25 protein-coding genes are annotated in these 24,939 nt (G+C 72.3%); 11 read left to right on the forward strand and 14 right to left on the reverse strand.

Annotated elements, in window-relative coordinates; translation table 11 throughout:
* Positions 1 to 89 precede the first annotated feature (89 nt).
* The gene (locus PUR26_RS03500; RefSeq protein ID WP_329869079.1) at positions 90 to 485 is read right to left on the reverse strand and encodes a hypothetical protein; all 396 of its coding nucleotides are present in this window, start codon (positions 483 to 485) and stop codon (positions 90 to 92) included.
* A gap of 661 nt (positions 486 to 1,146) precedes the next feature.
* Here PUR26_RS03500 and PUR26_RS03505 point away from each other — a divergent pair.
* From PUR26_RS03505 to PUR26_RS03520, 4 genes are all read left to right on the forward strand, one after another.
* Entirely contained in the window at positions 1,147 to 1,641 is a 495-nt protein-coding gene (locus tag PUR26_RS03505) for a cupin domain-containing protein (RefSeq protein WP_329869080.1), read from the forward strand.
* A 166-nt stretch (positions 1,642 to 1,807) separates the two neighbouring features.
* Positions 1,808 to 2,275 (forward strand): hypothetical protein, encoded by a 468-nt coding sequence (locus PUR26_RS03510; protein ID WP_329869082.1) that lies wholly within the window; start codon positions 1,808 to 1,810, stop codon positions 2,273 to 2,275.
* A gap of 170 nt (positions 2,276 to 2,445) precedes the next feature.
* Entirely contained in the window at positions 2,446 to 4,035 is a 1,590-nt protein-coding gene (locus PUR26_RS03515) for an alpha/beta hydrolase (RefSeq protein ID WP_329869084.1), read from the forward strand.
* A 208-nt stretch (positions 4,036 to 4,243) separates the two neighbouring features.
* Positions 4,244 to 4,693 (forward strand): nitroreductase family deazaflavin-dependent oxidoreductase, encoded by a 450-nt coding sequence (locus tag PUR26_RS03520; RefSeq protein WP_329869087.1) that lies wholly within the window; start codon positions 4,244 to 4,246, stop codon positions 4,691 to 4,693.
* A gap of 239 nt (positions 4,694 to 4,932) precedes the next feature.
* On the opposite strand, the gene PUR26_RS03525 is transcribed toward PUR26_RS03520, so the two are convergent.
* The 4 genes from PUR26_RS03525 to PUR26_RS03540 all read right to left on the reverse strand — a co-directional run bounded on the left by PUR26_RS03525 (position 4,933) and on the right by PUR26_RS03540 (position 7,209).
* Entirely contained in the window at positions 4,933 to 5,709 is a 777-nt protein-coding gene (locus PUR26_RS03525; RefSeq protein WP_329869089.1) for an ATP-grasp domain-containing protein, read from the reverse strand.
* Between the two features lie 159 nt (positions 5,710 to 5,868).
* Positions 5,869 to 6,243 carry a VOC family protein gene (locus tag PUR26_RS03530; RefSeq protein WP_329869091.1) on the reverse strand — a complete coding sequence of 125 codons (375 nt, stop codon included), beginning with the start codon at positions 6,241 to 6,243 and terminating at the stop codon, positions 5,869 to 5,871.
* A gap of 182 nt (positions 6,244 to 6,425) precedes the next feature.
* Complete coding sequence (locus PUR26_RS03535; protein ID WP_329869092.1) at positions 6,426 to 6,734, reverse strand: hypothetical protein; 309 nt, start codon at positions 6,732 to 6,734, stop codon at positions 6,426 to 6,428.
* A gap of 4 nt (positions 6,735 to 6,738) precedes the next feature.
* On the reverse strand, positions 6,739 to 7,209 hold the full coding sequence (locus PUR26_RS03540) for a hypothetical protein (protein ID WP_329869093.1): 471 nt from the start codon (positions 7,207 to 7,209) through the stop codon (positions 6,739 to 6,741).
* An 84-nt stretch (positions 7,210 to 7,293) separates the two neighbouring features.
* Here PUR26_RS03540 and PUR26_RS03545 point away from each other — a divergent pair, with 84 nt between their 5' ends.
* On the forward strand, positions 7,294 to 7,635 hold the full coding sequence (locus PUR26_RS03545) for a helix-turn-helix transcriptional regulator (RefSeq protein ID WP_329869095.1): 342 nt from the start codon (positions 7,294 to 7,296) through the stop codon (positions 7,633 to 7,635).
* The gene (locus PUR26_RS03550) at positions 7,632 to 8,327 is read left to right on the forward strand and encodes a permease prefix domain 1-containing protein (RefSeq protein WP_329869097.1); all 696 of its coding nucleotides are present in this window, start codon (positions 7,632 to 7,634) and stop codon (positions 8,325 to 8,327) included. Before PUR26_RS03545 ends, PUR26_RS03550 begins: the two co-directional genes overlap by 4 nt.
* A gap of 421 nt (positions 8,328 to 8,748) precedes the next feature.
* Here PUR26_RS03550 and PUR26_RS03555 read toward each other — a convergent pair whose 3' ends face one another.
* The 4 genes from PUR26_RS03555 to PUR26_RS03570 all read right to left on the reverse strand — a co-directional run bounded on the left by PUR26_RS03555 (position 8,749) and on the right by PUR26_RS03570 (position 12,167).
* Positions 8,749 to 9,939: an NAD(P)/FAD-dependent oxidoreductase gene (locus PUR26_RS03555; protein ID WP_329869099.1), complete on the reverse strand. Its 1,191-nt coding sequence runs from the start codon at positions 9,937 to 9,939 to the stop codon at positions 8,749 to 8,751.
* An 81-nt stretch (positions 9,940 to 10,020) separates the two neighbouring features.
* Positions 10,021 to 10,965, reverse strand: coding sequence for an RNA polymerase sigma factor SigJ (sigJ, locus tag PUR26_RS03560; protein WP_329869101.1), 945 nt, complete (start codon positions 10,963 to 10,965; stop codon positions 10,021 to 10,023).
* Between the two features lie 469 nt (positions 10,966 to 11,434).
* Positions 11,435 to 11,701, reverse strand: coding sequence for a hypothetical protein (locus PUR26_RS03565; RefSeq protein ID WP_329869103.1), 267 nt, complete (start codon positions 11,699 to 11,701; stop codon positions 11,435 to 11,437).
* A gap of 232 nt (positions 11,702 to 11,933) precedes the next feature.
* Entirely contained in the window at positions 11,934 to 12,167 is a 234-nt protein-coding gene (locus tag PUR26_RS03570) for a hypothetical protein (protein WP_329869105.1), read from the reverse strand.
* A gap of 395 nt (positions 12,168 to 12,562) precedes the next feature.
* Here PUR26_RS03570 and PUR26_RS03575 point away from each other — a divergent pair, with 395 nt between their 5' ends.
* Positions 12,563 to 13,150, forward strand: coding sequence for a transglycosylase SLT domain-containing protein (locus PUR26_RS03575; RefSeq protein WP_443076954.1), 588 nt, complete (start codon positions 12,563 to 12,565; stop codon positions 13,148 to 13,150).
* Between the two features lie 197 nt (positions 13,151 to 13,347).
* Here the strand turns inward: PUR26_RS03575 and PUR26_RS03580 are convergent, their stop codons facing one another.
* Both PUR26_RS03580 and PUR26_RS03585 read right to left on the reverse strand, forming a co-directional pair.
* Positions 13,348 to 14,088: an SDR family NAD(P)-dependent oxidoreductase gene (locus PUR26_RS03580; protein WP_329869110.1), complete on the reverse strand. Its 741-nt coding sequence runs from the start codon at positions 14,086 to 14,088 to the stop codon at positions 13,348 to 13,350.
* Between the two features lie 237 nt (positions 14,089 to 14,325).
* Positions 14,326 to 15,495 carry a molybdopterin-dependent oxidoreductase gene (locus PUR26_RS03585; protein ID WP_329869111.1) on the reverse strand — a complete coding sequence of 390 codons (1,170 nt, stop codon included), beginning with the start codon at positions 15,493 to 15,495 and terminating at the stop codon, positions 14,326 to 14,328.
* A gap of 800 nt (positions 15,496 to 16,295) precedes the next feature.
* Between PUR26_RS03585 and PUR26_RS03590 the strand changes: the two genes are divergently transcribed.
* Both PUR26_RS03590 and PUR26_RS03595 read left to right on the forward strand, forming a co-directional pair.
* On the forward strand, positions 16,296 to 17,861 hold the full coding sequence (locus PUR26_RS03590) for a SulP family inorganic anion transporter (protein WP_443076955.1): 1,566 nt from the start codon (positions 16,296 to 16,298) through the stop codon (positions 17,859 to 17,861).
* Between the two features lie 227 nt (positions 17,862 to 18,088).
* On the forward strand, positions 18,089 to 18,940 hold the full coding sequence (locus PUR26_RS03595; protein ID WP_329869113.1) for an SAM-dependent methyltransferase: 852 nt from the start codon (positions 18,089 to 18,091) through the stop codon (positions 18,938 to 18,940).
* Positions 18,941 to 19,075: 135 nt separating this feature from the next.
* Here the strand turns inward: PUR26_RS03595 and PUR26_RS03600 are convergent, their stop codons facing one another.
* Positions 19,076 to 19,834 carry a class I SAM-dependent methyltransferase gene (locus PUR26_RS03600; RefSeq protein WP_329869115.1) on the reverse strand — a complete coding sequence of 253 codons (759 nt, stop codon included), beginning with the start codon at positions 19,832 to 19,834 and terminating at the stop codon, positions 19,076 to 19,078.
* 248 nt (positions 19,835 to 20,082) lie between these two features.
* Between PUR26_RS03600 and PUR26_RS03605 the strand changes: the two genes are divergently transcribed.
* Positions 20,083 to 21,783, forward strand: coding sequence for a serine hydrolase (locus PUR26_RS03605; protein ID WP_329869117.1), 1,701 nt, complete (start codon positions 20,083 to 20,085; stop codon positions 21,781 to 21,783).
* Between the two features lie 257 nt (positions 21,784 to 22,040).
* Positions 22,041 to 22,313, forward strand: coding sequence for a hypothetical protein (locus tag PUR26_RS03610; protein ID WP_329869119.1), 273 nt, complete (start codon positions 22,041 to 22,043; stop codon positions 22,311 to 22,313).
* Positions 22,314 to 22,572: 259 nt separating this feature from the next.
* Here the strand turns inward: PUR26_RS03610 and PUR26_RS03615 are convergent, their stop codons facing one another.
* Positions 22,573 to 23,805: an FAD-dependent monooxygenase gene (locus tag PUR26_RS03615; RefSeq protein WP_329869121.1), complete on the reverse strand. Its 1,233-nt coding sequence runs from the start codon at positions 23,803 to 23,805 to the stop codon at positions 22,573 to 22,575.
* Positions 23,806 to 23,954: 149 nt separating this feature from the next.
* On the reverse strand, positions 23,955 to 24,338 hold the full coding sequence (locus PUR26_RS03620; protein WP_329869123.1) for a VOC family protein: 384 nt from the start codon (positions 24,336 to 24,338) through the stop codon (positions 23,955 to 23,957).
* Between the last annotated feature and the right edge of the window lie 601 nt (positions 24,339 to 24,939).

Genomic DNA, 24,939 nt, shown 5'->3' on the forward strand with positions numbered 1-24,939 from the left:
GGCCGGCGCGCCCGCATCAGCGCGCAAAGGGAAGAATTTCCCGTCCGACCAGGGACAGCACACAAATTTCTTTTGCCGACTCCCGCCGGTCAGTGCGCAACAGGGTGGAGAGCGACCGTTTCCCGTCGGACGAAGAGGTCCACCCACGTGCCCACCGTGCCTTCCGGAGGCGGGGCGACAAGGTTCAGCAATACCGTCGTGTCATCCAGATCGAAGAGGCCGGCGCCGTCCCCCGTCAGGCGCAGACGTCCCCGCAGAACAATTCCATGACGGCCGGGCCGGACCTCGGGTCCGTAACCCTTGGCCGGCACGGCATTACGCCCCCACTCGATGTCCTCGGCGACCTTCCACTCGACGCGATACTCACCCGGCCTCGCTGCCGGATCACCTCCCCAACTCACCACGGTCTGACCGAAGGAGGTACGAACAGTGGCCAGCCAGGGGCTCCACGGATACCGAACAATCTTTAACAGTTCAACGAGCATGGGGTGATCATGCATCATCCGGCGGGCTGTCTCATAAATGACGACAGGACAAAGCCGACAGCCCGGAGGCAGTCGAATATTTCGGGCTCGGTGGGGTCACCGCCCGGATGGTTACCAGTCGGTATAGGGGGTCCGCGTTCCGCTTCCGCTATCCGGCCGTTTCCGGGAAACCGAGGACGGTGATTCCGTTCGCGTGGTCAATCCCGAGCGGTCGGGATTACCGGCCCGGCGTGACGTCAGACGCCTGACTCTTCGCCGGATCGCGGGAAGAGGGCGGGGACGGCCTGCCGGGGCAGCGCACAGCGATTGGGCACCGGGGCCTCTTGCTCGGATCTCACCGCCGGATCGAGGCCGGGCCGGGCCCGGATGGGCGGGGCCCGGATGGGGCCGGACGGGAGGGGGGCTGGGCGGGGTGGGGGCCTGGCGGACGGGGGCCGGGCGGACGAGGGTCGCGCCGCACATCGGCTCGCAGGGCACCGCAGGCCACCGCAGGCCACCGCAGGCCACCGCAGGCCACCGCAGGCCACCGCAGGATCAGGATTGACCCACCAAAGCAGGCATCGAATGCACCCGTCAGCAGGTCTATCGGCTGCCTAGAGTCGTCCTCACGGAGCCAGGGAAAAAGCCCGCGGCCCACGGTTCGACGACATGGAGTGCACCGATGAACGCCAGCACCCTCAAGCCCCTTCTGACCCGGGCCGCGGACGCCGAGACGACCAGCGACCCCAGCAGCGTCATGACCCTGCTCGCCGACTGCGGCACGGACGGAAGCCCTCTCACCAGCTACCGCTCGCGCTTCGCCAAGGGCGCGGTGGGCGCTCCGGCCCACTTCCATACCCGGGCCTCGGAACTCTTCTTCGTCATCGGAGGGTCCCTGCAGGTTCTCGTCGACGACGAGGTCAGCATTTTGCAGGAGGGTGACCTCCTGCTCGTACCGCCGCACACTCCGCACGCCTTCGCTGCCGCTCCCGGTGCCGAGGCCGATGTGCTGTTCGTCTTCACGCCCGGCATGCCGCGCTTCGACTACCTCCGCCTGCTCGGCCGGGTGATGCGGGGCGAGGCAAGCCCTCAGGAGATCAAGGCGTCGTCCGAGCAGTTCGACAACCACTACGTGGACAGCCCGGTGTGGCGCACCGCCCTCGAAGCCACGCGCTGATCCGGTGGGCCGCGACAACACCCGCCGCGGCGCGTCCGGCCGGAACCCGCTCCCGTCGTCCGGGCATCCGGGCATCCGGGCATCCGGGCATCCGGGCATCCGGGCACTTTCAGTGTGACTTCGCCTCCGGAGCAACGTACGGCCCCCGGTCCGCGTCCCACAGGACATGATCGAAGTTTACGAACCCGCCGACGTCGACGGTGACGACGGCGAAGGGACCGTGCGGCCCGGACCTCTATGGCGCCACGCCGTGTGGGTGGCGGGCATGACCGTTCTCGCGGTGGGACTGGGCTGGGCCGGCGCCTTGTTCCGTATCGGCCCGGAGGAGTACGGGCTGCCGCCGGCCGCTCCGGGGCCCGTGTGGCCCTACCTGCTCGCCTGGGGCGGGATCGGGCTGGCGACGACGGCCGTACTGCGCACCACCGCCGCCAGGGTGCCGGTCTACGCCCCGGGCCGGATCGCAGGGATCCTCGTCTTCCTGGGCACCCGGCTCTCACTGGGATGGCGGCCGGAGGCTCCGGCGCTGGCCGCGATGGCCGCGGCCGTGTTGGTGGCAGCGGCGGCGTGGTGTGCCATCGCCCTGCGCCCCGGCCCTCGCCGGCCCCGTGGAGGGGAAGGGGCGCCCGGCGTGTGAGCGGCGGCGCCTCGGAGCCGCCGTACACCGGGCCTGTCCCCCGTCCCCGCGTTTCGGCGGCCACACCTCGCCTCCTCCGGCGTCGCACAGGGCGTGCGACCTGCTCTCCAGCGGGGCGAAACGGTCCTCTACTGTTCGGTACTCAATCGAACAGCACGACAGGAGCACGCATGTCCCACCTCATACGGCCGGTGGCGGCCGCCGCCGCTGCCCTGTTGGCGGTCACCGCGCTGGCCGGCTGCGACGACGGTGCGAAGGACGGGGCGGCTTCGCCGTCGGCCTCCGCTCCGGCGGACTCCGGGTCGGCCGTTCTGCCCGCGTCGCTGACCGGGCAGAAGCCGCGGTGGACGACCTGCTCCGCGCCGACCGTCGCCCAGGGTGGTGGCGAGGCGCCCGGCAGCGGCTGGGAGTGCGCCACACTGAAGGTGCCGCTGGACTACGCCGCGCCGGCCGGTGGGACGATCGACCTCGCGATGATCCGCAAGAAGGCGAAGGACCGGGGCAAGCGGCTGGGTTCGCTGGTCTACAACTTCGGCGGGCCGGGCGCCTCCGGAGTCGCCACGCTGCCCTTCGCCGCCGAGGACTACGGCAAGCTCAACTCCCGCTACGACCTGGTCAGCTTCGACCCGCGAGGCGTCGGTGAGAGCGCGGGCGTCATCTGCCTGGACGACAAGGCGATGGACGCGGACACGCAGGAGGCGGGCCCGGTCCAGGACGGTGTCACCGAGGCCCGGGAGGCGCTGAAGGAGGGCAAGGAGTACGCGGCGGCCTGCGTGAAGAACTCCGCGAAGGTGCTGCCGCACGTCGGCACCACCAACGCCGCCCACGACCTGGACCTGATGCGCCAGGTCCTCGGCGATCGGAAGCTGAACTACTTCGGCATCTCCTACGGGACGGAGCTGGGCGGCGTGTACGCCCATCTGTACCCGAAGAACGTCGGCCGTACCGTCCTCGACGCCGTCGTCGACCCGACCCAGGGCCGCGTCGAGCAGGGCCTCGCCCAGGCGAAGGGCTTCCAGGCGGCACTGGAGAACGCCATGGAGTACTGCGTGGAACAGTACGCCCAGTCCTGCCCGACCGGCCCGAACGCCGAGGAGGGCAACCGGCGTATCGGCGCGGTGCTGGAGAAGCTGGAGAAGAAGCCCGCTCCCACCGAGGACCCGGACGGCCGCAGGCTCACGGCGGGCCTGGCCGCCACCGGCATCGCCGCCGCCTTGTACAACGAAGAGGGCTGGGAACTTCTGGTCCAGGGCATCGGCGAGGTGCAGCAGAACGGGACGGGCAACAATCTCCTGATGGCGGCGGACGGTTACCTGGGCCGGGACGCCCAGGGACGCTTCAGCAACATGGCCGCGGCCAACACCGCGATCAGCTGCGCCGACAGCAAGGAGCGCTTCACGCCGGAGCAGGCAGCGGCGCGGATCACCGAGTTCAAGAAGGTCTCCCCCGTCTTCGGTGAAGGCATGGCCATCGGTCTGGTCGGCTGCGCCGACTGGCCGGTGGAGGGTGAGCGGGTCACCCCGGAGGTCGGTGCGGCGGGCGCCGGGCCGATCGTCGTCATCGGCAACGCGGGGGACCCGGCGACCCCGGTCGCGGGGGCCCGCAGGATGGCCGAGAGGCTGGGCGCGGGCGTCGGCGTCCACCTCACCGTGCAGGGCGAGGGCCATGGCACGTACGGGGTGAACTCCTGCGCGACGAGGGCGGTCGACGGGTACCTGCTGGAGGGCCGGGTGCCGACGCACAACACCGTCTGCGAGTAGCGGGCCCCCGCCGGACAGCCGGAACGGGGCCGCTGCCGCATCCGATGCGTCGGCGGCCCTGCGCGCGGGCCCGCGGCGGCGTGGGACGCGCGAGAAACGACGTTGCGTGCACGTGCGGGCCGGGCCGCAGTGGGTAGGTTCGTCGCATCCGGCACCGCGCCGGGAAGGGCCGGGCCGACGGGCTCCGGCAAGGAGAAGGGGATGCGTCATGCCGCTCGAGGGTGAGTACGAGCCGAGCCCCACGGACTGGGTGCGCGAGCAGGTCGAGCTGTACGAGGGCAGCGGCGGCACCAAGGGGACGACCTTGCGCGGTCTGCCCGTCGTCATCCTGACCACACGAGGGGCCAAGAGCGGCAAAGTCCGCAAGTCACCGCTGATGCGGGTGGAGCACAACGGGCAGTACGCCGCCGTGGCGTCGCTGGGCGGCGCACCGAAGCACCCCGTCTGGTACCACAACGTCGTGGCCGACCCGCGCGTCGAACTGCGGGACGGGACCGTGCGGCAGGACATGGTCGCGCGCGAGGTGACCGGGGAGGAGAAGGCGCAGTGGTGGGCGCGCGCGGTCGAGGCGTTCCCCGACTACGCCGACTACCAGCGCAAGACGGATCGCGAGATCCCCGTCTTCGTCCTCCAGCCCGCGGAGAAGGACCACGGCTGAGACCGGCGAGCCGAGGACCGGGGGAGGCGGCCGGCGTTCACGGGGCCCGTGCGGTCGGTGGGGGTGATGCCGGCCGGCGCGGTGCGGTGGTCTTCCCGGTGAGCCTTCGGGTGCCCGGGGTACGGCCATGGACCTGGACGGCGGCCCGGGCCGGCTGAGTCGCGAGCAGCTGGTGGCCGGCGTCCGGGGCTGTGCGAGGGCCCGCGCGCGCAGGGCGTGCGGCGGCCCCGGAGCCCGCCTCACCGCTCCGGTTCGACGCCACCCGTCCCGCCCGGGTGGCGAAGGAACGGCCGGTTCCGCTCGGTGACGGAGGTGGCCGGGCCGGCGGCGGCGAGTACGACGTCCAGGACGTGCTGCGGGTCGGCGTGGTACATGCCGCTCGCCCAGGCGGCATTGGCCTCGATCACCGCCCAGTGTCCGTCCACCTCACCGACGTCCACGACGATCGCCGTGGGCAAGGTGTCACCGCACGCGGCCAGCAGCGCGGCGCCGAAGGCCGCCGCGTCGGCCGGGAGCGGTCCCGGGTCCAGCCGTCCCCGCTGTGCGTAGCGGCTGCCCGTGTGCACGACTCCCCCGAACAGGTACAACCGGTGCTCGGTGGTGAACTCCACCACGTCGCTGACCAGGACGGGCGTCTGCGGATCCACGGCGTCCGGGCCGGGCAGCCGGGATCCGTCGGTGTAGACCAGCGCCGGTATGCCCTTGTCGTTCGGCGACTTGATGAACGCGGGCCGACGCAGTCGATAGGCCTCCTGGATCGGCATGACGCGGATGTCCCGGCGGGTGTACTCCTTCGGCAGACGGGTCAGCCAGTCGGCGGGCGCCTCCAGCGGGGCGATGCCGAGGCGGGGCGCCACGGCGTCGGCGAAGGAGGGGCCCGCGTGCAGATGCGTCGCCGCGAGGCCGGCCGGAACGTCGAAGGTGGGCAGCCGCACGGTACGCAGCCCCCGTCGGCGGGCGGCGTCGCGCAGTGCTTCGGCGGAGGCGGTGAGGCGGGGCGGCAGAACGAGGGTCACGGGACCCGATCATGACGTACGCGGGGGCGGGGGCGCATGCGTGTGCCGCGGCGCGGGCCGCCCGGCGTGCTCCGGGCGGGGTCAGGGGCTCCGGCAGCCGGGCGGGGCCCGGCGGCCGGGGCAAGGGCCGGGCGGCCGCCTGCTCCGGCCGCCGGCCGCTCAGGACGGATCCTGGAGTACCGACAGGACGTTGCCCGCGGGGTCCGTGAACCACGCGATCAGTGGGCCCCCGCCCCGGAAGATCCCCCTGTCGTCCGTGGGGAGCTGCTCGTAGCGCTCGAACCGTACGCCCTTCCCGGCCAGTTCGTCGACGGCGGCCTCGATGTCGGGGACGGGGAAGTTGAGAACCGTGAACGTCGCCGGAGCGTGGTCGGGCTTGGGGTAGATCAAGGTGTCGCGGTCTCCCGCGATGTGCAGGGTCAGCAGCCCGTTCTGCTCGGACACCCTGAGCCCGAGGGTCTCGCCGTAGAACTTCCTGGCAGCCTCGATGTCGTCCACGGAGAATCCGCTGAACGCCTTCACCGAACCGAACATGATCGCCTCCGGGACTCGTCGCCGTTCCGGCCGACGGCCGCCCTGCGGCGGGCGCCGGGCCAGGTCCTTCACCATCACCATAAGGACCGCCCGGCGGCCGGGAACTCATCGCGCGGTACCGTCCGCGCGCTTCCGTGTCCTGGAGCGCCGCGTTCCCGGTCGACTTCTCGCGCCGCCTTCTCTCATGACCTGCTCGGGTCGCCGCTCGCGCCGACGGGGCCGAGGGCGGCGACGGCACGGGTGCGGGTCCGGGACCGTATGTGGCGCAGGGCCACAAGTCCGCCGACCCCGGGGATGACCGCCCGCCACCGGGCGCCCCGCGAGGCGGCGGTCGTGGTCCGCCATGTGCTCACGAGGGCGACAAGGTAGGCGAGGCCGTGGAGCGGGCCGACGAGCGAGGAGACCGCCGCCAGGTGCACGGTGAGCAGGTTCAGCAGCAGGGCCGTGAGGGAGGCGGCCTCCGTATGGGCCGCGATCCGTAGCGTACGCATCCGGTCAGGCGCCCGTGGTCGAGCCGGGGCGGACGATCATGAGGACCACGACCACGGCCCAGAGCAGGTTGAAGATGCCGGTGAGCGCCGTCAACCGGATCGCCAGCGGGTGCCTCCCCTGGTCGGCGGCCGTTTCGGGGGGCAGCGCGAGCAGGCTCTTCTGGGCAGGAAGGATCGCCAGCACGAGGACGGCCGCGGCGGCGGCGGTCAGTCCGAGCGACACGATCAGCCAGATGTCGGTGAGGACGCCGAGTTCGGCGCCGGTGGCGATCCCGAAGACCGGCACCGCCATGCCCGCGACGGCGTATCCGCGGCAGATCCGGTGCAGCAGCGCGGCGACCCCGGCGGCCCGCCCGTCCGGCTCCCTCGATGCGGACGGCCGCGCGTAGCGGGGGAACAACGAGGCGGCCACGGCGATCGGACCGACCACCAGGATCGCCGCGAGGACATGCACGGACAGCAGCAGTTTCGTCACTGCGAGCCCCTTCGGACATGAGCAGGATGTATTGGCTGCCAATAGATAGCACGCCTACGCTGTCATTGAGTAGGCTGCCTACCCATGAGGACAGACGCGGTGCGCGGACACCTGGACGGGCTCCTGCTGGCCGTGCTCGAATCGGGCCCGTTGCACGGTTACGCGATCATCGTCGCGGTCCAGCAGCGCAGCGGGGGCGTGCTCGACCTGCGCACGGGCACGACCTATCCGGCCCTGAACCGGCTGGAGCGGCTCGGGCTGTTGCGCAGCAGCTGGGAATCGGCCGGTGAGCGACGGCGGCGCTGCTACGAGCTCACCGACGCGGGCCGGCGCAGCCTGACGGCCGAACGGACCGCTTGGCAGGAGTTCACGACGGCGATCGGTTCGGTCCTGAATCCCGCCGCCTCGCCCGGGCCCGCCACGTGAACGGCCCCGACCCCCGGGCGGAACGGGTCGAGGACCGCGTCGAGGACCCCGTCGAGGCCCATGTCGCGGCTCTCTCGTCCGCCCTCCACGGCCCGGCGAGGGCGAAGGCGCGGATGGTCGAGGAGATGCGCGGCGGCCTCAAGGACGCCGTGGCGGCGTACACCGGCGAGGGTGCCCCTTACGCACGGGCCGCCCGGCAGGCCGTGCGGGAGTTCGGGTCCGTCGATGAGCTCGCGTCGGGCTGGCAACGGGAACTGACCATCGCGCAGGCCCGGCACACCGCGCGGGCCATCGCCCTCACGGCACCGTTCCTGCTGGTGTGCGGGCAGCTGATCCTGAACGGCGGCCCCGGCCACGGGCGGCGGCTGCCCCACGTGGCCCACGTGCTGGTCCTCCATCTGACCGGTGTCGCCGTCGTGGCGACATTGCTCGCCGGCGGGGCGCTGGCGCTGACCGGGGCGCTGGCCCGGCGGCTGCCCGAGCCCCGTCGGCTGCCGCTGGCGGTCGCATGGACCGGTACCACCGCCGCCGCGGCGATGGGGCTGGTGACGCTCACGCTCGCCCTGGCATCGCCCTGGGTCAGGGACTGGCCGTTGCTCGCGCTCGCCGCCGCGTTGACGGCCGCGTCGCACGGCGTGGTGGCGGCATCGGCCCGCGCCTGCCGCCGGTGTGCGCGTCTGCCGTTCGCCTGAGGCGTTCCGTGACCGGCGTGGGGGCCCTGCCCCGGAAGGTGCCTCCCGAGGTCACGCCCGCGGCAGGAGCGGTACGCGGGTGACTGCCGGCCGTGCGGGCCCGGGGGCGCGCTCCCGAGCCCGCGCGGGCCGGGAGCCACGCACCGCGTACGGCCGTCGACGCCCCGGGGCGCGTGCCCGACGCGAGGCGCTCGGTCGCGGAGTGCGGTGCCCGACCGGGCCGCCGGTCCGGCTCGCCAGGACCGGCTGCCTCCGGTACCCCGTGCCGTTGCCGCGCCGTTGCCGCGCAGCCCAGGGCCCAGAAGCGGCCGTCGACGGCCGGCCCGAGACCCGGGCGCCGGCCAACCTCCTCGTCCGGCTGCCCCCTTGCCGGCCCCGACTGCTGCCCGGTCCCACGGCCATGGCGGTCCCTGGAGTCTCGTCACCCGGCGGCGAAGCGCGTCTCCTCGACGCCGGTTGCCACGAGACGGCGGCGGGAGCTCGGCAGCATCATCGTCGGGTGGGAGATGCCCCAGGCCGTGGCGGCACAGATGAACTCCTTGACGCGGGCGGCGGTCCGCCCCCTGATCACGGTGGATGTGGGCCGGTCGTCGCGGGTAACGCGCTGGACGATGGCGTCGCGGCGCCCGAGGCTGACGCACTGCAGGGCGTAGCCGATCGTGGTCCCTGGAACCTTACGACCGGTCAGGCGCGCGGCAAGGGCGTCTGCGGCCAGCCACGCCATCGGATTCGCCGTGGCACAGGCCATCCGCAGCGGCTTGCCGCCCGCCCCCTCGGCGATCGCGGCGTCACCGACGGCATACACATCGGGGTGCGAGACCGAGCGCATGGTGCCGTCGACGACGATCCGCCCGGTGTCGGACACCTCCAGGGTGGAGGCCGCCGCGATCGGGTGCACGGTGAAGCCCGCGGTCCACACGGTCACTTGGGCGGGGATCTCCCCGGCCGTGCCGGTGACCACGCCGCCCGCTTCGACGCGCGTGATGTCGGCCCCCTCGTGGACCGTGATGCCGAGCCGGTCGAAGACGCCGCGCAGGTGGCGCTGTGCCGTGTCACTGAGCCAGTCGCCGACGCCCCCGCGGGTCGCGATGGCCACGGCGAGGCCGGGGTGCGCCTCGGCGATCTCGGCGGCCGTTTCGATTCCGGTCAGGCCGCCGCCCGCGACCAGCACGGTCCCGCCCGGCTCCAGCTCGCTCAGTCGCGCCCGCAGTCGCAGCGCGCCCCGCTTCCCGGCGACGTCGTGGGCATGCTCCCCGACACCCGGGACGCCCTGGTCGGCGAGGGTGCTCCCCAGGGCGTACACAAGGGTGTCGTAGCCGAGGGTCTCGGCGCCCTGCTCGGTGGTGAGATCCACGGTCTTGCGGTCCGCGTCGACCGCGGTGACCCATGCCGGCCGGACCTGCACGCCGGTGCCCTCGAAGAGGTCGCGCAGCGGGCGGCGCGGCAGATCCTGCCCGCTCGCGAGCTGGTGCAGTCGCACGCGCTCGACGAACTCGGGGTCGCCATTGACCAGGGTGATCTCGACGTCGTCATGGTGCAGCCGCTTGGCGAGGCGACCGGCGGTGACGGCTCCGGCGTACCCGGCTCCGAGGACGACGATGCGGTGCTTCATGGCTTGCTCCCTATCCGGTTGGTCTCACCTCCTGAACCGGACAGCCGCACCATCCCTGACAGGATCCGGCTGTGATGTGGGTCACCACATCTGCGCAAGGGGGCGGTGGGGGCCGGCGGCCGTCCACTGGCGGGTGATGCGCTCCAGCTTGTCGGGGTTGACCTGGAGACGGATCGTCCCGACGCCGTCGGGGGTGGCTTCGAGGCAGATGACGCCGAGGATCCGCTCACCGACCGCGACCAGCACGGCGGGACCGCCGTTGACGACGGCGGCGTGGAGGGCGGGGTTGCCGCCGACACTGGCCCTCCTGGCGGCGGACGGCCGGAACAGACCGCGCAGGTATCGCGCGCTGCGGAGGGCACCGACGACCGGAGACCTGGTGGCCGAGACGCGGGCGCCGCCGTCGGCCACGCTGACCGCGTCGTCGGCGAGCAGCCGGATCAGTGGCTCGGTGTCGCCGCTGAGGGCCGCGGCGAGGAACTCCTCGACGACCTTCCGCGCGGCGGCCGCGTCGATCTCCGTACGGGCCCGGTCGGTGGTGAGGTGCTGTTTGGCGCGCCGGTGGATCTGCTGGCAGTTCACCTCGGTGAGGTCGAGGATCTCCGCGATCTCGCGGTGGGGGTACCCGAACGCCTCGCGCAGCACGTACACCACGCGCTCGTTGGGCGTCAGCCGCTCCATGAGGGTGAGCATCGCGAGGGAGACCGATTCGCGCTGCTCGACGGTGTCGGCCGGGCCGAGCATCCGGTCTCCGGCCAGGAGCGGCTCCGGGAGCCACTGCCCCACATACGTTTCCCGCCTGACCCGCGCCGAAGTGAGCTGATTGAGGCAGATGTTGGTCAGCACCTTCGTCAGCCACGCCTCGGGTATCCCGATGCGGTCCCGGTCCGCCGCGTGCCAGCGCAGAAACGTGTCCTGCACCGCGTCCTCGGCGTCGCCGGCCGACCCCAGCAGCCGATAGGCGATCGCCTCCAAACGACCCCTCGAACTCTCGAACAGATCGGCCTGGTGCGTATGGAGCGACATCACGCCATGATCGACCATGCGTGCGAGCCACGTCCACCCGCCCCGCGCACGGCGGTCCGCACCGCACCGCACCCGCCGGATGGTCCGGCCTGCCCGCGGGCGGCCCGGCGATCGCCGGGGCCGGACGACACGCACGGCACGTGTGGTGGGCACGGGCGGGCGCGGCCCGAAGAGGCCGCCCACGGGAAGCTCGGGTCCAACGGCACGCCCTACGGCGCCGTACCGACGGCAGAGAGCCCCGCTTCTCGGCCGGCCCCGGCCGTGGAGCGGGCCTGCGGCATCGCACCGCCGGCATGCCGCCCGGGACCGGGGCCGACGACAGAATCCGCATCCATGAGGGCACACCGCGGGCAGGAGGCACCACGCCGCGATCATCGGCTGCGGTGCCTTCGGTGCACGGCAGGGCGGCACCGCAGCGGCCGGCTCCACGGAGGGGCCACGTCGGCCGTCCGCCGCCGGCGGGCGGCGATCACGGGGTGTCGCCGTGCCAGTCCCACCGCCGGGAGTCGCCGGGCCGCGCCCCGTACAGGGCATGGCCGCCGGGTCCGTGCGATCCGATCTCCGTGGGGAGCGCCGCGACCTCCCTCAGCCGGTGGTCGTCCCAGCCGGTGACGTCCAGCAGCAGGCCGTCCAGCGGTCCGGCCACCAGTTCCCGGTAGGCGCGCCCCGGCCTCGGCCCGGGGTCGGGATCGTCATGGTCCGCGCCGTAGACCCGGCGCCCAGTCAGCTCGTCCATGCCGATCAGCATCCCAGCCACCACTGACAGTCGGACCGGACGCGGACGCCGGGGCTGTCGCCGGCGGCGAGGACAGCGGCGACAGCACGGCCACGGTCGCCGCGTGGGTGCGGCACCGGCGAACCCGGCAGCATCCCGGCGCGCCGCCACGGCTGCGGGACCCTGCCGGTGCGTCCCCGTGCGAAGGCCCTCCGTACCTGCTCCGTTCCCCGGGCGGGTACGGAGGACGAGGTCATCCGCGCAGGAAGGCGTCCCCGTGCGCGGCGACATGTGCCTGCAGGGCGGTCAGCGCGTCCTGGGTGGCCTGCGCGCTGCCGCTGCCCGTCCGCTCGGCGTAATAGGCAGCACCCAGGCGCTTCAGCAGGTCGCCGCCCGCTCGCTGCTGCTGCACCTCGTCGACCTTCTGCTTCCCCGCCGACAAGGCATGTTCGGCCTGCTCCTTCGCCCTGTTCAGAAACCCTGACACCTGCGCCTCCTCTGCTCGGGCCCGCGCCGGGGCCGGTGCCCCGCGCGAGCGCGCTGGATCTCCAGCCAGGCCGAGCTTGCCAAAGAACGCCCTCCGCCGGGCGCATCGCCGTGCCCGAAGAGGAGGCCGCACCGGCGCGGAGACCTTTTGATCATGGATTTCGTGTGACCCCCCGCATAGGAGCCACGTCACGTCCTAAGAGAGGTAGTAGGCAGCGGCGGCCGGTGCCCGTACAGGTCCGCCGCCGCTTCTCCTGAACCGGACATTTCTCTGTAGCGGGGTAGTACGTCACATCGTTGCGCTGCCCCGGAAGCGCCGCTAACCATGGCTGAGGCCGGCGAGCACAGCGTGCCGGACCGGGCGGATCCCGCCCACCCGATCAGCCACTCCGGGCTATGACGTCATGCGGCACCCACGCCGCCGACACGCCCGGCGGGCCCCTCGAAACACAGGAGAGTCACCGCCGCATGACCGCGAACATCCAGATCAACCGCAGCCGTTTCGCCCGTCTCCGCAAGCTCTCGGTGGCCGGCATCACCACCGCCGGAGCCGCAGCGGCGATCCTCACGATGGCCCCCACCTCCGCGCAGGCCGCCGAGCAGACCGGGACGCACGCGTCGGCAGCCAAGGTCTCGGCGGTCGCGAAGGCCAAGAAGTCCTACCCGGACAACCTCGACGGCTGGATCAAGCAGTCGCTGGCCATCATGAAGGCCAAGGGCATCCCCGGCAGCTACGAGGGCCTGCACCGCAACATCATGCGCGAGTCCGGCGGCAACCCGCAGGCGCAGAACAACTGGGACGTCAACGCGCAGAACGGCACCCCCTCCAAGGGTCTGCTCCAGGTCATCCAGCCGACCTTCGACGCCTACCACGTCTCGGGCACCCCGCGTGACCTGACCGACCCGGTCGCCAACATCACCGCGGCGGCCAACTACGCGGCCGACAAGTACGGCTCCATCGACAACGTCGACTCCGCCTACTGATCGGCCGGGGCCGCGAAGGGCGGTCGTCCGCCCGCAGCTCCCCGGAGACGAACGAGGCCGTAGCGGCCACCGCTCGTGGACGAGCCCATCGTGGATGGGCTCCCACGGCCCCCGGAGCCACAGCGGCTCCCCCTGCTCCGCGCCCGCGCGGCACCGTGCCGCGCACCGGCGCCAAACGCGATCACCTCCGAAGAGGTTCACCGGCCGCCGGAAACCCGCAGAACCGTGCCCGTGGTGTACGAGGCGTCGGGCGACAACAGCCAGGCGACGGCGGCGGCGATCTCCGCCGGTTCGCCGGGACGACCCAGCGGGGTCAGTGCGGCGGCCTTCGCCGGTCGGTCCGGGTCCCCCATCTGCGCGTGCATCTCGGTGTTGATCACACCGGGCGCGACCGCGTTGACCCTGATGCCGTCCGGGCCGAGTTCCTTGGACAGACCGACGGTCAGGGCGTCGGTGGCCGCCTTGGTGGCCGCGTAATGGACGTACTCCCCCGGGCTGCCCAGAGTGGCTGCCGCGGAGGAGACATTGACGATGGCGCCGGACCCACGCCGCGCCATGTCACGGGCAGCCCGACGACAACACAGCAGGTACCCGAGCAGGTTCACGTCGATCACACGTCGCAGATCCTCCGTACGGGCATCGGCCAGTCTGCCCAACGGGCCGGTCACCCCGGCGTTGTTGACCAGTCCGGTGACCGGCCCCAGTTCACTGCCGGCCGTGTCGAAGAGCCGCTCCACATCGTCCTCGTCGGCGGTGTCCACCCGGACCGTGACGCACCCGGCCCCCGCCGCACGCACGGCCGCCGCGACCTCCTGCGCGGCCGCGTTGTTCCTGACATAACCCAGGACCAGGTCGTGGCCCTCCTCCGCCAGACGCAGACACGTGGCCGCGCCGATGCCCCGACTGCCGCCTGTGACGATGGTGACCGGGCGTGACATGTGCGCCTCCTGCGAACTGCGATACGTGAGTGGTGCATGTTTCGACAGCAGTCCTATCAGCCCCGGCCCCTACGGGTACACCGCCGACGGGCGGCGTTACCGCCGGACGTCCCCGTCGGCCGGTCCGTCCCACCCGGCCCGTCATCGCGGGGCGCTCACCGGCGGACCCCACCCCGTCCGCGAGCCGAGGGCGCGACCTCCACGGCCGGAGCCGGGGCCCGCCGGAGCGGCCCTCGCTCACACCACGACCACCTCGACGGTCGCGACGGGGTTGCAGCCGTAGCCCCGCGCGTTCCACGGCGCCCGCGCCGGCTGGACGTCGCCGTGCTCGTCGGTCGCGCGGGCCAGCAGCCGGTAGGGGCCCGGGCTTCGCGGCGTCCACCGGTACGACCAGCCGGTCCACGCGTAGGGACCGCTCGGCGGTTCGAGTACGGCGTCGCTCCAGCGCCGCTCGCCGGCTTCGGGTACGGCGCCGGGCGCAGGGTCCGACGTCTGCGCCTCCGCGCCCCGGTCCCCGTCGGGATCCCCGGCCCGCCCGGGGCGCTCGGTGCTCTCCGTCCGCACCTCGACCCGCCGCACCGGCACTCCCCCGCCCGACCACGCCCGCCCGCGCACGACGGTCTCCCGGCCACGCCGCAGGGCCTCGTCGGCCTCCGGGGCGATGATGAGCGACGTGATCCGCACGGTCGACACGGGGCCGTCGGGCGTGCCGCGCGAGTCGGCGTAGACGTAGTCCTCCACCTGGAAGACGCCGGTGAACGGTTCCGTGACGGCCCGGGCCTCCACCAGCCACTTCACATCGGCCACCGCGTACCGGCCGGGCACCACGAGACGGACCGGCGCCCCGTGCTCGGGGGACAGCGGCTCGCCGTTCATGTGCGTGACGAGGAGGGTGTCGGGGTGCAGCGCCAGGGCGACGGGAAGACTGCGCGCGAAAACCGTCCGCCGCCCGTGCACGGTTCCGGAGTCCGCGCCGGCGAAGACGAATTCCACGGCGCCCGGTGCGACACCGGCCCGGGCGGCGAGGGTACGGAACGGCACTCCCGCGAAACGCGCGCAGCCGACGGCCCGCCGCCCCCAGGGCAGACCGGGCGGGCGGGGAGTCATCATGGCGCGTCCGTTGCCGGCGCACTCCACGACGATGTCGAGTTCCCTGCGGGGCAGCCGCAGCAGTTCGTCGTAACCAATGGCGAAGGGGGCGCTCAGGGCACCGCCCAGACGCAGCCGCCACGCGTGCGCCGCCACCCTCGGGATTCCGAAGTGATCACGTACGAAGAAGGCACCCACGGGCGTGAGCCGCTCGGCCAGCGCGCCCGCGGCCGTCTGGGCGTTGTACGGGTCGGCCGTGACCGTCTCGGGAACCCAGACCCTGGCGGCGGGCCCCCGTGGAACCGCTGATGCGGTCATGTCGAGCCACCTCCCGCGGGACTCGGTTCGAGCATGACGCGGGCTGTCTCCAGCCTACGTGCGGGGCGGCCGCGGCCCCGGTCCGTCCGCGCCTCCGCCCCAGCCGGAAGAAACCGCAATCACATTCCGGAAAACCCTTGACTAGGGAGAAATAGGGAGGAAACTCATCAATACACCGGAATACCGGAAGAGAGCCACACCCGCCGATGAAGACGTTCAGAGGCCCGCGTGACTTCGTCCAGGCTCTGGCCAGGCCCCCGGCCGGTCCAGCCGATGACGGACCCGTCAGCGACGACTGACGGGGATACGAGTCGGCCAGGATCGCCGGGGACTGTCGTGTCCGGATCGTGGGGACGTATCCGGACCCCGCCGGCCGGCCGGCAGCCGGTTCCCCGCGCCCGGCCGAAGGGTAGAGTCGGTGCTGTCGTGGACGGTTCGTCGCCTCCCTCCGGGGCCGGGTGACGGCATCCGTCCACTCGTCGTTCGGGGCCGATGGCGCCCCCGTCGGAGACCGAGCCCCACAGGAGAGAGCGTGCGCGTGATCATGCCGTGCCGCACCCTCGCCTGCCCGCCGTGACCCCGCGCCCCTGACGCACCGGCCCCGGGTACGCGCCGCACCCTCGCGCCGCCCGGCGCACTCGCCCGGCTCGTTCAGGATGCTCGGCCCACACGATCCGCACACCACGCTCGCCGTACCCGGCCGGCCGGTCGTGGGCGGTCCGGCCGTCGCGCGAACCGGCCGGGGGGCCGCGCCCCGACCACGACTCCTCCCTCCCCCGCCCTGCCGCACTTCCCTCGCCATGAGGTGCGCCCGCACACGACAGGTCCCCGGTTCCTTGGATTCCTCCGCGACCCGCTCCACGACGGCCTCCGCACCGTCCTCCGTCGCCGCACGACTTCGTTCCTCCCGTCCGTCCTGGCTCTCCCCGAAGGTGTTCCGCACCGAGGTACTGGCCGGCCTGGTGGTCGCGCTCGCCCTCATTCCGGAGGCGATCTCGTTCTCGGTCATCGCCGGTGTCGACCCCGCCATCGGCCTGTTCGCCTCCTTCACCATGGCCGTGACCATCGCGGTCGTGGGCGGCCGCCCCGCGATGATCTCCGCCGCGACCGGCGCGGTCGCCCTGGTCATCGCACCCCTGAACCGTGAGCACGGCCTGGGCCACCTCATCGCCTGCGTGATCCTGGCCGGCGTCTTCCAGATCGTGCTGGGCGCCCTGGGGGTGGCCGGACTGCTGCGGTTCGTGCCCCGCTCGGTGATGGTCGGCTTCGTCAACGCCCTCGCCGTCATGATCTTCCTGACGCAGATCCCGGAGATGACGGACGCGCCGTGGGCCGTCTACCCGCTGTTCGCGGGAGGCGTCGCGCTGCTGGTGCTCCTCCCGAAGGTCACCACCGCGATCCCCGCGCCCCTGGTGTCCATCGCCGCCCTCACAGCGATCACCGTCGCCGCCGGGATCGCGGTGCCGACCGTGGGCGACAAGGGGGCACTGCCCTCGACCCTGCCCGTGCCCGGGATTCCGGACGTACCGTTGTCCATGGAGACGCTGACCACCATCGCCCCGTACGCGCTCGCCATGGCGCTGGTCGGGCTGATGGAGTCGCTGATGACCGCGAAACTCGTCGACGACATCACCGACACCCGCTCCTCCAAGACGCGCGAGTCGATCGGTCAGGGCATCGCGAACATCGTCACCGGCTTCTTCGGAGGCATGGGCGGCTGCGCCATGATCGGCCAGACCATGATCAACGTGAAGGTGTCCGGCGCCCGCACCCGCTTGTCCACCTTCCTGGCGGGGGCTTTCCTCATGGTGCTCTGCATCGTCTTCGGCCCCCTCGTCTCCGGCATCCCGATGGCCGCCCTCGTCGCCGTCATGGTCATGGTGTCGGTGACGACGTTCGACTGGCACTCGATCGCGCCCAGGACGCTCCGGCGTATGCCGGCCGGTGAGATCACCGTCATGGCCGTCACCGTGGGCGGCGTGCTCGCCACGCACAACCTCGCCGTCGGTGTCGTGGTCGGCTCGATCACCGCGATGGTCGTCTTCGCCAGGCGCGTCGCCCATCTCGCCGATGTCTCCGCGGTCATCGACCCCGAGGGTGGCAGCGTCGTCTACTCCGTGACGGGAGCTCTGTTCTTCGCCTCCTCGGACGACCTCGTGGCCCGCTTCGACTACGCCGCCGATCCGGACAGGGTCGTCATCGACCTCTCGCGGGCACACATCTGGGACGCGTCCTCCGTCGCCGCCCTCGATGCCGTCGAGACCCGGTACGCCCAGCGCGGCAAGACGGTCGAGATCATCGGCCTGAACGACGCGAGCGCCGCCATGCACGGGAAGCTCAGCGGGGAGCTCGCCGGAAAGCAGTGACCTCACCCGCGTCGCCCCGCCCCGGCCCGGCCCACCACGAACGCCACGCGCTGCCCCTTCGGCGCCGGGCCGGGGGGGCCGCGCCGCGTCCGGCCGACCACGACGAGCGGAGCCGATCACGGTGCAAGCGGTTGGCCGATTCGTCACTGTGCTCGCTGTTACGGAAGCTGCGACGCTGGGCAGACGGGCCCTATGGAGCGAACGGGTCACGAGCGAGGGAAGTGTGCATGAGCAAGGGCGCCACCACACCGCACCCGGGCGAGGACGCCACACGCAGCTACTACGACTCCGGAGACGTCGACGCCTTCTACGGCACCGTGTGGGGCGGCGACGACATCCACACGGGCATCTACCTCCACGAGCAGGAACCGATCGGTGACGCCTCCCGGCGTACCGTCGAGCGGCTGGCCGACCGCCTGGCCGGGAGTCTCGGCCCCGACCGGTCGGTGCTGGACCTCGGTTCCGGATACGGCGGCACCGCCCGCTATCTGGCCGAGCGCTTCGGCTGCCGCGTCGTCGCGCTCAACCTGAGCGCGGCCCAGAACGAGCGCCATCGCAGGACGAACGCCGAGCGCGGCCTGGACGACCTCATCGAGGTCGTCACCGGCTCCTTCCACGAAGTGCCGTTCGCGGACAGCCACTTCGACGCGGTGTGCTCGCTGGAAGCCCTCTGTCACAGCACCGACCGGTCGAGGGCGCTGAGCGAGGCGGTGCGGGTCCTCAAGCCCGGAGGGACCCTGGCCTTCACCGACGTCATGGCCGACGAGGACACTCCCTCCGAGGTACTGCGTCCGGCCGTGTCCCGCCTCGGCGTGGACGAGTTGGCGACCGTCACGTTCTACCGCCGCAGGCTCGCCGAGCTCGGCCTGCAGGACGTCGTCTTCGACGACCACAGCGAGCAGTTGGTCAACCACTACGACCGGCTGACCGAGGAGACCGGCAAACGGGAAGCCCAGCTGCGCGACATCATCAGCCAGGACTACGTGGACCACCTTCTGGCCAATCTTCCTCTGTGGGCGGACGCCTCGCGCCGGCGGCAGCTGCGCTGGGGCATCCTCGGCGGGCACCGCCCCCGTTAGCGTTCCCGGCCGTCGGCCGGGCCTGCCCCGCGCGCGTCGGGGCAGGCCCGGCGGATCGACCGCCGACAGAGGCCGCCCTGTCGCGTCCGTGCCGCGCCGGCCGGGCTCCCGATCGGCCGGCCCTCGTCGAGGCCGTCAACCGGTCTTGACGGCCTCGACGAGGGTCCTGGACGAGTGGGCGACGAACGGGCCCCGGGCCTCGATCAGATCGTGCAGCTCGCGCAGGCGGTCCAGATACCGGTCGACCGTGAACCCGGGCACCGTCCAGATCACCTTGCGGAGGAAATAGATCACGGCGCCCACGTCGAAGAACTCCATGCGCAGGCGTTCCAGGCGGATGTCGACCACCTCCAGCCCGGCGGACCTCGCCTCGGTGCTCTCGTCGTCGGGGTGGCGCTTCCTGCGCGCGTCGGGCTGCGGGCCGAGGAAGTACTCCACCAGCTCCCACACACTGGCGGGGCCTACGTGCTGGGCGAAGTAGGTTCCGCCCGGCCGGAGCACGCGGGCGATCTCCGGCCACCATACGGTCGCGGGGTGGCGGCTGGTCACCAGGTCGAACGCCTCGTCGGCGAAGGGCAGGGGCGGCTCGTCCGGATCGGCGACGACCACCACGCCCCGGGGGTGGAGCAACCGGGTTGCCCTGGCCACGTTCGGAGGCCATGACTCGGTCGCGGCCATGACAGGAGGCAGCTTCTCGGCCCCGGCCAGCACCTCTCCGCCACCGGTCTGGATGTCGAGCGCGGCGGACGCCCGGGCCAGTCGTCGGGCCATCGACCGCTGGTATCCCCACGAAGGGCGTTGCTCGGTGGCCCGGCCGTCCAGCCAGGAGAAGTCCCAGCCTTCGACGGGGGCCGATCCGGCTTCGGCGACAAGGTCCTCGAAAGTACGTGGCATGGGTACATCATCGCCGCTCACCGACGCACTCGACGTCGGGCCCCACGGGCTTCGCGCGGCCGGCGCACCGGGCACCTCGGCGTTCACCGGACCATCCACCGGCCGGGACTCCGCGATCGACGGGCGGCCGGAAAAGGCGGGCAGCCGGCCGGAGCGACGGGCGCGAGCGGGCAAGCGGGCAAGCGGGCGGAGGGGGGAGAACGGCCGCGCGCACGACAAGGGTCCGCTTTGGGCGTTCAATGACAGGTATGCGCCCCCCGAAACGCGCGCGGCTCCTCCCGGGACGAGCACTGGCAGCATCGGGCCTGGTCGCCGTGGTGACCGCGGCGGCCACCCTGCTCCAGGTCGCCGCCACGCCCGGACCGTCCCCGTCCGCCTCTCCGCCGCTCTCCCCGTCCTCGGCCGCGCCCACGCCCCCTCCCATGCCCACGCCCGTGTCGCCCGCCCCGAAGGCACCACCGCCCCAGCCCCCGCCCCAGCTCACCCCGGAGGACGTCGACGCGGCCATCGGCAGGCTCGACGGGATCGTCGAGGACGCGATGCGGCGGACCGGTGTCCCCGGAGCGGCCGTGGGCGTCGTGTACCGGGACCGGGTGGTCCACCTCAAGGGGTTCGGCGAACGGCAGGCCGGCCGGTCCGGCAAGGTGGGACCCGACACGGTGTTCCAGCTGGCGTCGCTCTCGAAGCCGCTCGCCTCCACCGTCGTCGCCGGGGTCGTGGGCGGGGAGGGCATCGGCTGGGACGATCCGGTGGCGGCGCACCTGCCGGAGTTCGCCCTCAAGGATCCCTGGGTGACGCGTCACGTCACCGTCGCGGACCTGTTCTCGCACCGCAGCGGCCTCCCCGACCACGCGGGTGACCTGCTGGAGGACCTCGGCTACGACCGTTCGTACATCCTCGGCCGTCTTCGGTACGAGCCCCTCGAACCGTTCCGGGCCGACTACGCCTACACCAACTTCGGGCTCACCGCGGCGGCGGAGGCCGTCGCCCGCGCCGAGGGCGTCCCCTGGGAGAAGCTCAGCGAGGACACGCTGTACCGGCCGGCCGGGATGAACGACACCAGCTCCGAGTTCGGCGACTACGAGCGTGCGGCCGACAAGGCGGTCCCCCATGTGAGGTCCGCCGACGGAAGCTGGCGGGCGGACTTCGTACGGGACGCGGACGCGCAGTCACCGGCCGGCGGCGTGAGCTCCACCGCCCGCGACATGACCCGGTGGATGCGGCTGCAACTGGCGGACGGCAAGCTCGACGGCCGGCAGATCATCGACGCCGACAACCTGAACCGTACCCATCTGCCCGGGATCGTCGCCCGGCCTCCGGCCGCACCGGCGGGACGCACCGGCTTCTACGGCCTGGGATGGAACGTCGGCTACGACGACCTGGGCAGACTGCGCCTCAGCCACTCCGGAGCGTTCGCGCTCGGTGCCAACACCAACGTCACGATGCTGCCCGGCGAGCAGTTGGGCATCGTCGTCCTCACCAACGGACAGCCGGTCGGGATGGCCGACGCGATCGCCCTCACCTTCTTCGACACCGCGCAGCACGGCGAACCCACCACCGACTGGCTTCCGCTGGTGGGCGACGTCTACGCGAAGGAGGAGGAAGCGGCCACGTCCCCCACCGACTACACCCGGCCACCGGCGGATGCCGCGCCGGCCCGCGCCGACGGCGCGTACACGGGGACGTACGAGAACGACTACTTCGGCGAACTCGTGGTCACGGCCGACGAGAAGGGACGGCTCGCCGTGCGTCTCGGCCCGGAGAGGACGCGGTTCCCGCTCACGCACTACGACGGCGACACCTTCAGCTTCGCGACCACCGGCGAGAACGCCGTCGGCCTCACCGGCGTCGGCTTCACCGTGGGCAACGGGAGCACCGCGGACAAGGTCCGGGTCGAGTACCTCGACGAGAACGGTCTGGGTACTTTCGTCCGCGCGAGCGGCGGTTGACCGGCCGGCTCGACGGGGTGTCCGCTCTCCCGGTGCGGTGACCCGGCGCCCCGTGCAGGGGCCGACCCCGGTGATGCCCGCGGGTGGACAGGGGGACCGCCGGACCACTGAGCGACCCGCGCGGCGCTGTCGGCAGAAGCGGCGGGACACGGCGGGGCGCCGAGTGTGTCCTCAGACAGTGTCGTCCGGGACCGGGCGTCGTTGCACATTACTGAAGGAACCCGACGCTTCACTCCATCTCACATCAGGAGCGACACATGGCCATGCGCCCCGGAATCCGACTGCTCACGGTATGCGCCGCCATCGCGGGCGCAGGGGTGGCCTCGGCCGCCCCTGCGGCAGCCGAGGAGCCCTCCACCCTGGGGGCTCCCATCGTGACCGAACTCAACAGCACGGGGCCGCTCGGGAACAGCTCGAAGCCGAACAGCAAGCAGAGCAGCTCGAAGCACCGCGGCCAGGCATCCCCCCTGCCGGTCGGAGGCGGCCTTCTCGGCGGCCTCCCGGCGAAGGGGCTGCCGCTGGGCGGCTGAGCCCGGCCGACGATCCCGGCCCGCCCCGGAGGCACATGGCGTCGGCATCCGGCGTACGGCTTCGCTCCCGCTCCTCGGTCCCGCGCGACGAGAGCTGCCGGGGACGCACGGTTCTCCCGTGCCGTGAGCGCGCCCGGCGGGGGTGGGTGAGCTGCCTGCCCGCCCACCCCGCATCCCCGCCCGCGCGTTCGGGCGGCACTTCGCGGGGTGCGTGCCGCTCACGCCCCTCGCACCGGCTGCCCGGGAGCGGCCGGCCGGGCTACTCGGCGGCCACCTCCCGGCCGGGAGAGACCCCCGAGCGGGCGTGCATCGTCCGCGCGACCCGCGGCCCCAGCCAGCGCTTGAGCCTGCGAAGTGTCCGGACCTGCCCGGCCGCCCGGTCGAGCCGGTAGTACAGCTGCGGCGGGATGTGCGGGAGCAGCGGGGAGTGCCGCTGACCGAGCAGGGCGAACATCTGATGCGGTTCGAGACCGATGTAGCGCGGCAGGTTCTCGTACCACTGGGCGCTGTAGCGGGCGGCGCTCTGGACGGGGAGCAGTGCCGCCCGTCGCTCCCGTTCGTACGAGACGAGGGCGGGTCGCAGTCCGGGGGCGCCGCGCAGAGCGCCGGCGAGGGCCATGGCATCCTCCAACGCGAGCGTGGTGCCCGCACCGATGGAGTAGTGCGTGGTGTGCGCGGCGTCGCCGAGCAGGACGAGGTTGCCGTGGTGCCAGGTGCGGTTGGTCAGGGTGCGGAAGTTCAGCCACTGAGCACTGCCGTCCGTGTGCGCCCGGCCGATCAGCGGGTGGCCGTCGAGCAGATCGGCGAAGAGCCGCTCCAGCAGGGCCCGGCTGTCGGCCTCGTCCACCCGGTCGAGACCGAGCCCCGCCCAGGTCGCCGGGGAGCACTCGATGACGCAGGTGCTGTGATCCTCGCTGTAGCCGTAGGCGTAGCACCAGATCCATCCGTGCCTGGTCTCCACGAAGGCGAAGGTGAAGGAGTCGAACACCTTGGTGGTGCCGAGCCAGATGTACTTGTTCCGCCCGGCGACGATCCTGCTGCCGAAGTGGTCGGCATGGCGCTCGCGCAGTGTGCTGTTGACGCCGTCGCAGGCGACGACCAGATCCGCTGCGGGCAGTGCGGCATCCCCGGCGATCTCGTGCCCGTACTCGATGCGGACACCCAGGGACGCGGCCCGCCGGGCGAGGACGTCCAGCAGGCGGCGTCGCCCGATGCCGAAGCCCTCGTCGCCGTGGTGCACCGTCGTACGGTCCCGGACGTGCGCCGTCCCGTCGCTCCAGCGCATCGAGTTCTCGCTGATGGCACGGGCCGACTCGGGGTCGTGTGCCCGGAGTCCGTCGAGCAGGCCGCCCCAGTAGGTCACTCCCCAGCCGTAGGTCGACCCCGCCGGGTTCCGTTCGTGGACGGTGATGTCGTGGGACGGGTCCTGCCGCTTCATCAGGATCGAGAAATACAGTCCGGCGGGCCCGCCACCGACACAGGCGACTCTCACACACCCTCCCGCTCGTCACGCAAGGTCATCACTGGCAACGGAGGGTAGCAGCGGGGGGTGGTGTTCCGGCGGAACGCACCGTTCGCAGGCCGTTCGGCGTGTACGACCCCCGTCGGGGCCTCGCGCGCGGGCGCTCCGCGCGCCGCCGGTCACCCCAGGCGGGCGGTCAGGGTGAAGGAGTGGCCGGCCGGGTCCGCGTATGTCCGGACATCGCGGACACCCGCACTGACCTTGGCCTCCACGGGCGTGGCCCCCAGTCCGATCGCCTCGCGCTCGGCCTCGTCCATGTCCTCCCCGTCCACGAGGATGTGAAGGTGTGCCTGCTGGGAGTCGTCCGGGCGCGGCCAGCTGGGCGGTGCGTAGCCGTGGTCGCGGCGCACGGAGAGGCGTACGCCTTCCTCGGCGATGACGTCGATGAAGTCGGGATCGGCTCCGCGCTCGGCGCGGGCGCCCAGCAGTCGGGCGTAGAAGTCGGCCAGGGTCTCGGGTTCGGCGCAGTCCAGCACCAGGACACTCGTCTTCCGCACTGTCATGTCCCGCTTGTGCCCGCTCCTGGCCCATCCTCACCTGGCCGCGCGGGCGCGGCAGTTGCGGCATCCGCTCGTCGGGTACGGCATCCGCCGCACGGTACGCGCGTCGGGCACCGACACGGGGCGGTGTGAACGACGGAGCCGGCGCGCTTCCTCGCGAGCGTCGCCCGCCGGTGGCCGGGGAACGCGGTCGACGAGGTGCGGCCGTCGGCCACCTTGGACGGCGCGGTGCGGTCGTGGCGGTCTTCCGTGTCCCGATCATGACAGAGGCGCGGCGGACGCGTCAGCGCTCCGGGGCGGGAGGGCGTGCCGCGACGCACGGTCGTGCGGATGTCGGCGCGGCGGGGAGACCTGTGGGTTTCCGGCGTGAAACGGACTTGCGCCCAGAGGGTTGACCGCGCGGCGGTGGCCTCGTACGGTCACGACCGCAACCCGTGCAGAACTTGCAGCAAGCGGTTGCAAAGGCCTTGCGGGCATGGCGCGTTGCCGTACGAGGCTGCACCGTCGCATCCGCACCTTCCTGTGAACAGGAGGACACATGGCCAGAAAGCTCATGGCTGCCGTGCTCGCCGTCGTGGCGGGGACCGCTGTGGCCGTCACGGCA

This window comes from Streptomyces sp. SP18CS02 (assembly GCF_036322365.1).
Classification (GTDB): Bacteria; Actinomycetota; Actinomycetes; order Streptomycetales; family Streptomycetaceae; genus Streptomyces.

Bases quoted from the DNA above. Each gene is read 5' to 3' on its own strand.
- PUR26_RS03535 (WP_329869092.1), bottom strand. From the start codon at position 6,734: ATGCGTACGCTACGGATCGCGGCCCATACGGAGGCCGCCTCCCTCACG.
- PUR26_RS03565 (WP_329869103.1), bottom strand. From the start codon at position 11,701: ATGGACGAGCTGACTGGGCGCCGGGTCTACGGCGCGGACCATGACGAT.
- PUR26_RS03515 (WP_329869084.1), top strand. From the start codon at position 2,446: ATGTCCCACCTCATACGGCCGGTGGCGGCCGCCGCCGCTGCCCTGTTG.
- PUR26_RS03545 (WP_329869095.1), top strand. From the start codon at position 7,294: ATGAGGACAGACGCGGTGCGCGGACACCTGGACGGGCTCCTGCTGGCC.
- PUR26_RS03500 (WP_329869079.1), bottom strand. From the start codon at position 485: ATGCTCGTTGAACTGTTAAAGATTGTTCGGTATCCGTGGAGCCCCTGG.
- PUR26_RS03620 (WP_329869123.1), bottom strand. From the start codon at position 24,338: ATGACAGTGCGGAAGACGAGTGTCCTGGTGCTGGACTGCGCCGAACCC.
- PUR26_RS03580 (WP_329869110.1), bottom strand. From the start codon at position 14,088: ATGTCACGCCCGGTCACCATCGTCACAGGCGGCAGTCGGGGCATCGGC.
- PUR26_RS03505 (WP_329869080.1), top strand. From the start codon at position 1,147: ATGAACGCCAGCACCCTCAAGCCCCTTCTGACCCGGGCCGCGGACGCC.
- PUR26_RS03605 (WP_329869117.1), top strand. From the start codon at position 20,083: ATGCGCCCCCCGAAACGCGCGCGGCTCCTCCCGGGACGAGCACTGGCA.
- PUR26_RS03510 (WP_329869082.1), top strand. From the start codon at position 1,808: ATGATCGAAGTTTACGAACCCGCCGACGTCGACGGTGACGACGGCGAA.
- PUR26_RS03595 (WP_329869113.1), top strand. From the start codon at position 18,089: ATGAGCAAGGGCGCCACCACACCGCACCCGGGCGAGGACGCCACACGC.
- sigJ (WP_329869101.1), bottom strand. From the start codon at position 10,965: ATGTCGCTCCATACGCACCAGGCCGATCTGTTCGAGAGTTCGAGGGGT.
- PUR26_RS03600 (WP_329869115.1), bottom strand. From the start codon at position 19,834: ATGCCACGTACTTTCGAGGACCTTGTCGCCGAAGCCGGATCGGCCCCC.
- PUR26_RS03530 (WP_329869091.1), bottom strand. From the start codon at position 6,243: ATGTTCGGTTCGGTGAAGGCGTTCAGCGGATTCTCCGTGGACGACATC.
- PUR26_RS03590 (WP_443076955.1), top strand. From the start codon at position 16,296: ATGAGGTGCGCCCGCACACGACAGGTCCCCGGTTCCTTGGATTCCTCC.
- PUR26_RS03585 (WP_329869111.1), bottom strand. From the start codon at position 15,495: ATGACCGCATCAGCGGTTCCACGGGGGCCCGCCGCCAGGGTCTGGGTT.
- PUR26_RS03555 (WP_329869099.1), bottom strand. From the start codon at position 9,939: ATGAAGCACCGCATCGTCGTCCTCGGAGCCGGGTACGCCGGAGCCGTC.
- PUR26_RS03575 (WP_443076954.1), top strand. From the start codon at position 12,563: ATGACGTCATGCGGCACCCACGCCGCCGACACGCCCGGCGGGCCCCTC.
- PUR26_RS03520 (WP_329869087.1), top strand. From the start codon at position 4,244: ATGCCGCTCGAGGGTGAGTACGAGCCGAGCCCCACGGACTGGGTGCGC.
- PUR26_RS03610 (WP_329869119.1), top strand. From the start codon at position 22,041: ATGGCCATGCGCCCCGGAATCCGACTGCTCACGGTATGCGCCGCCATC.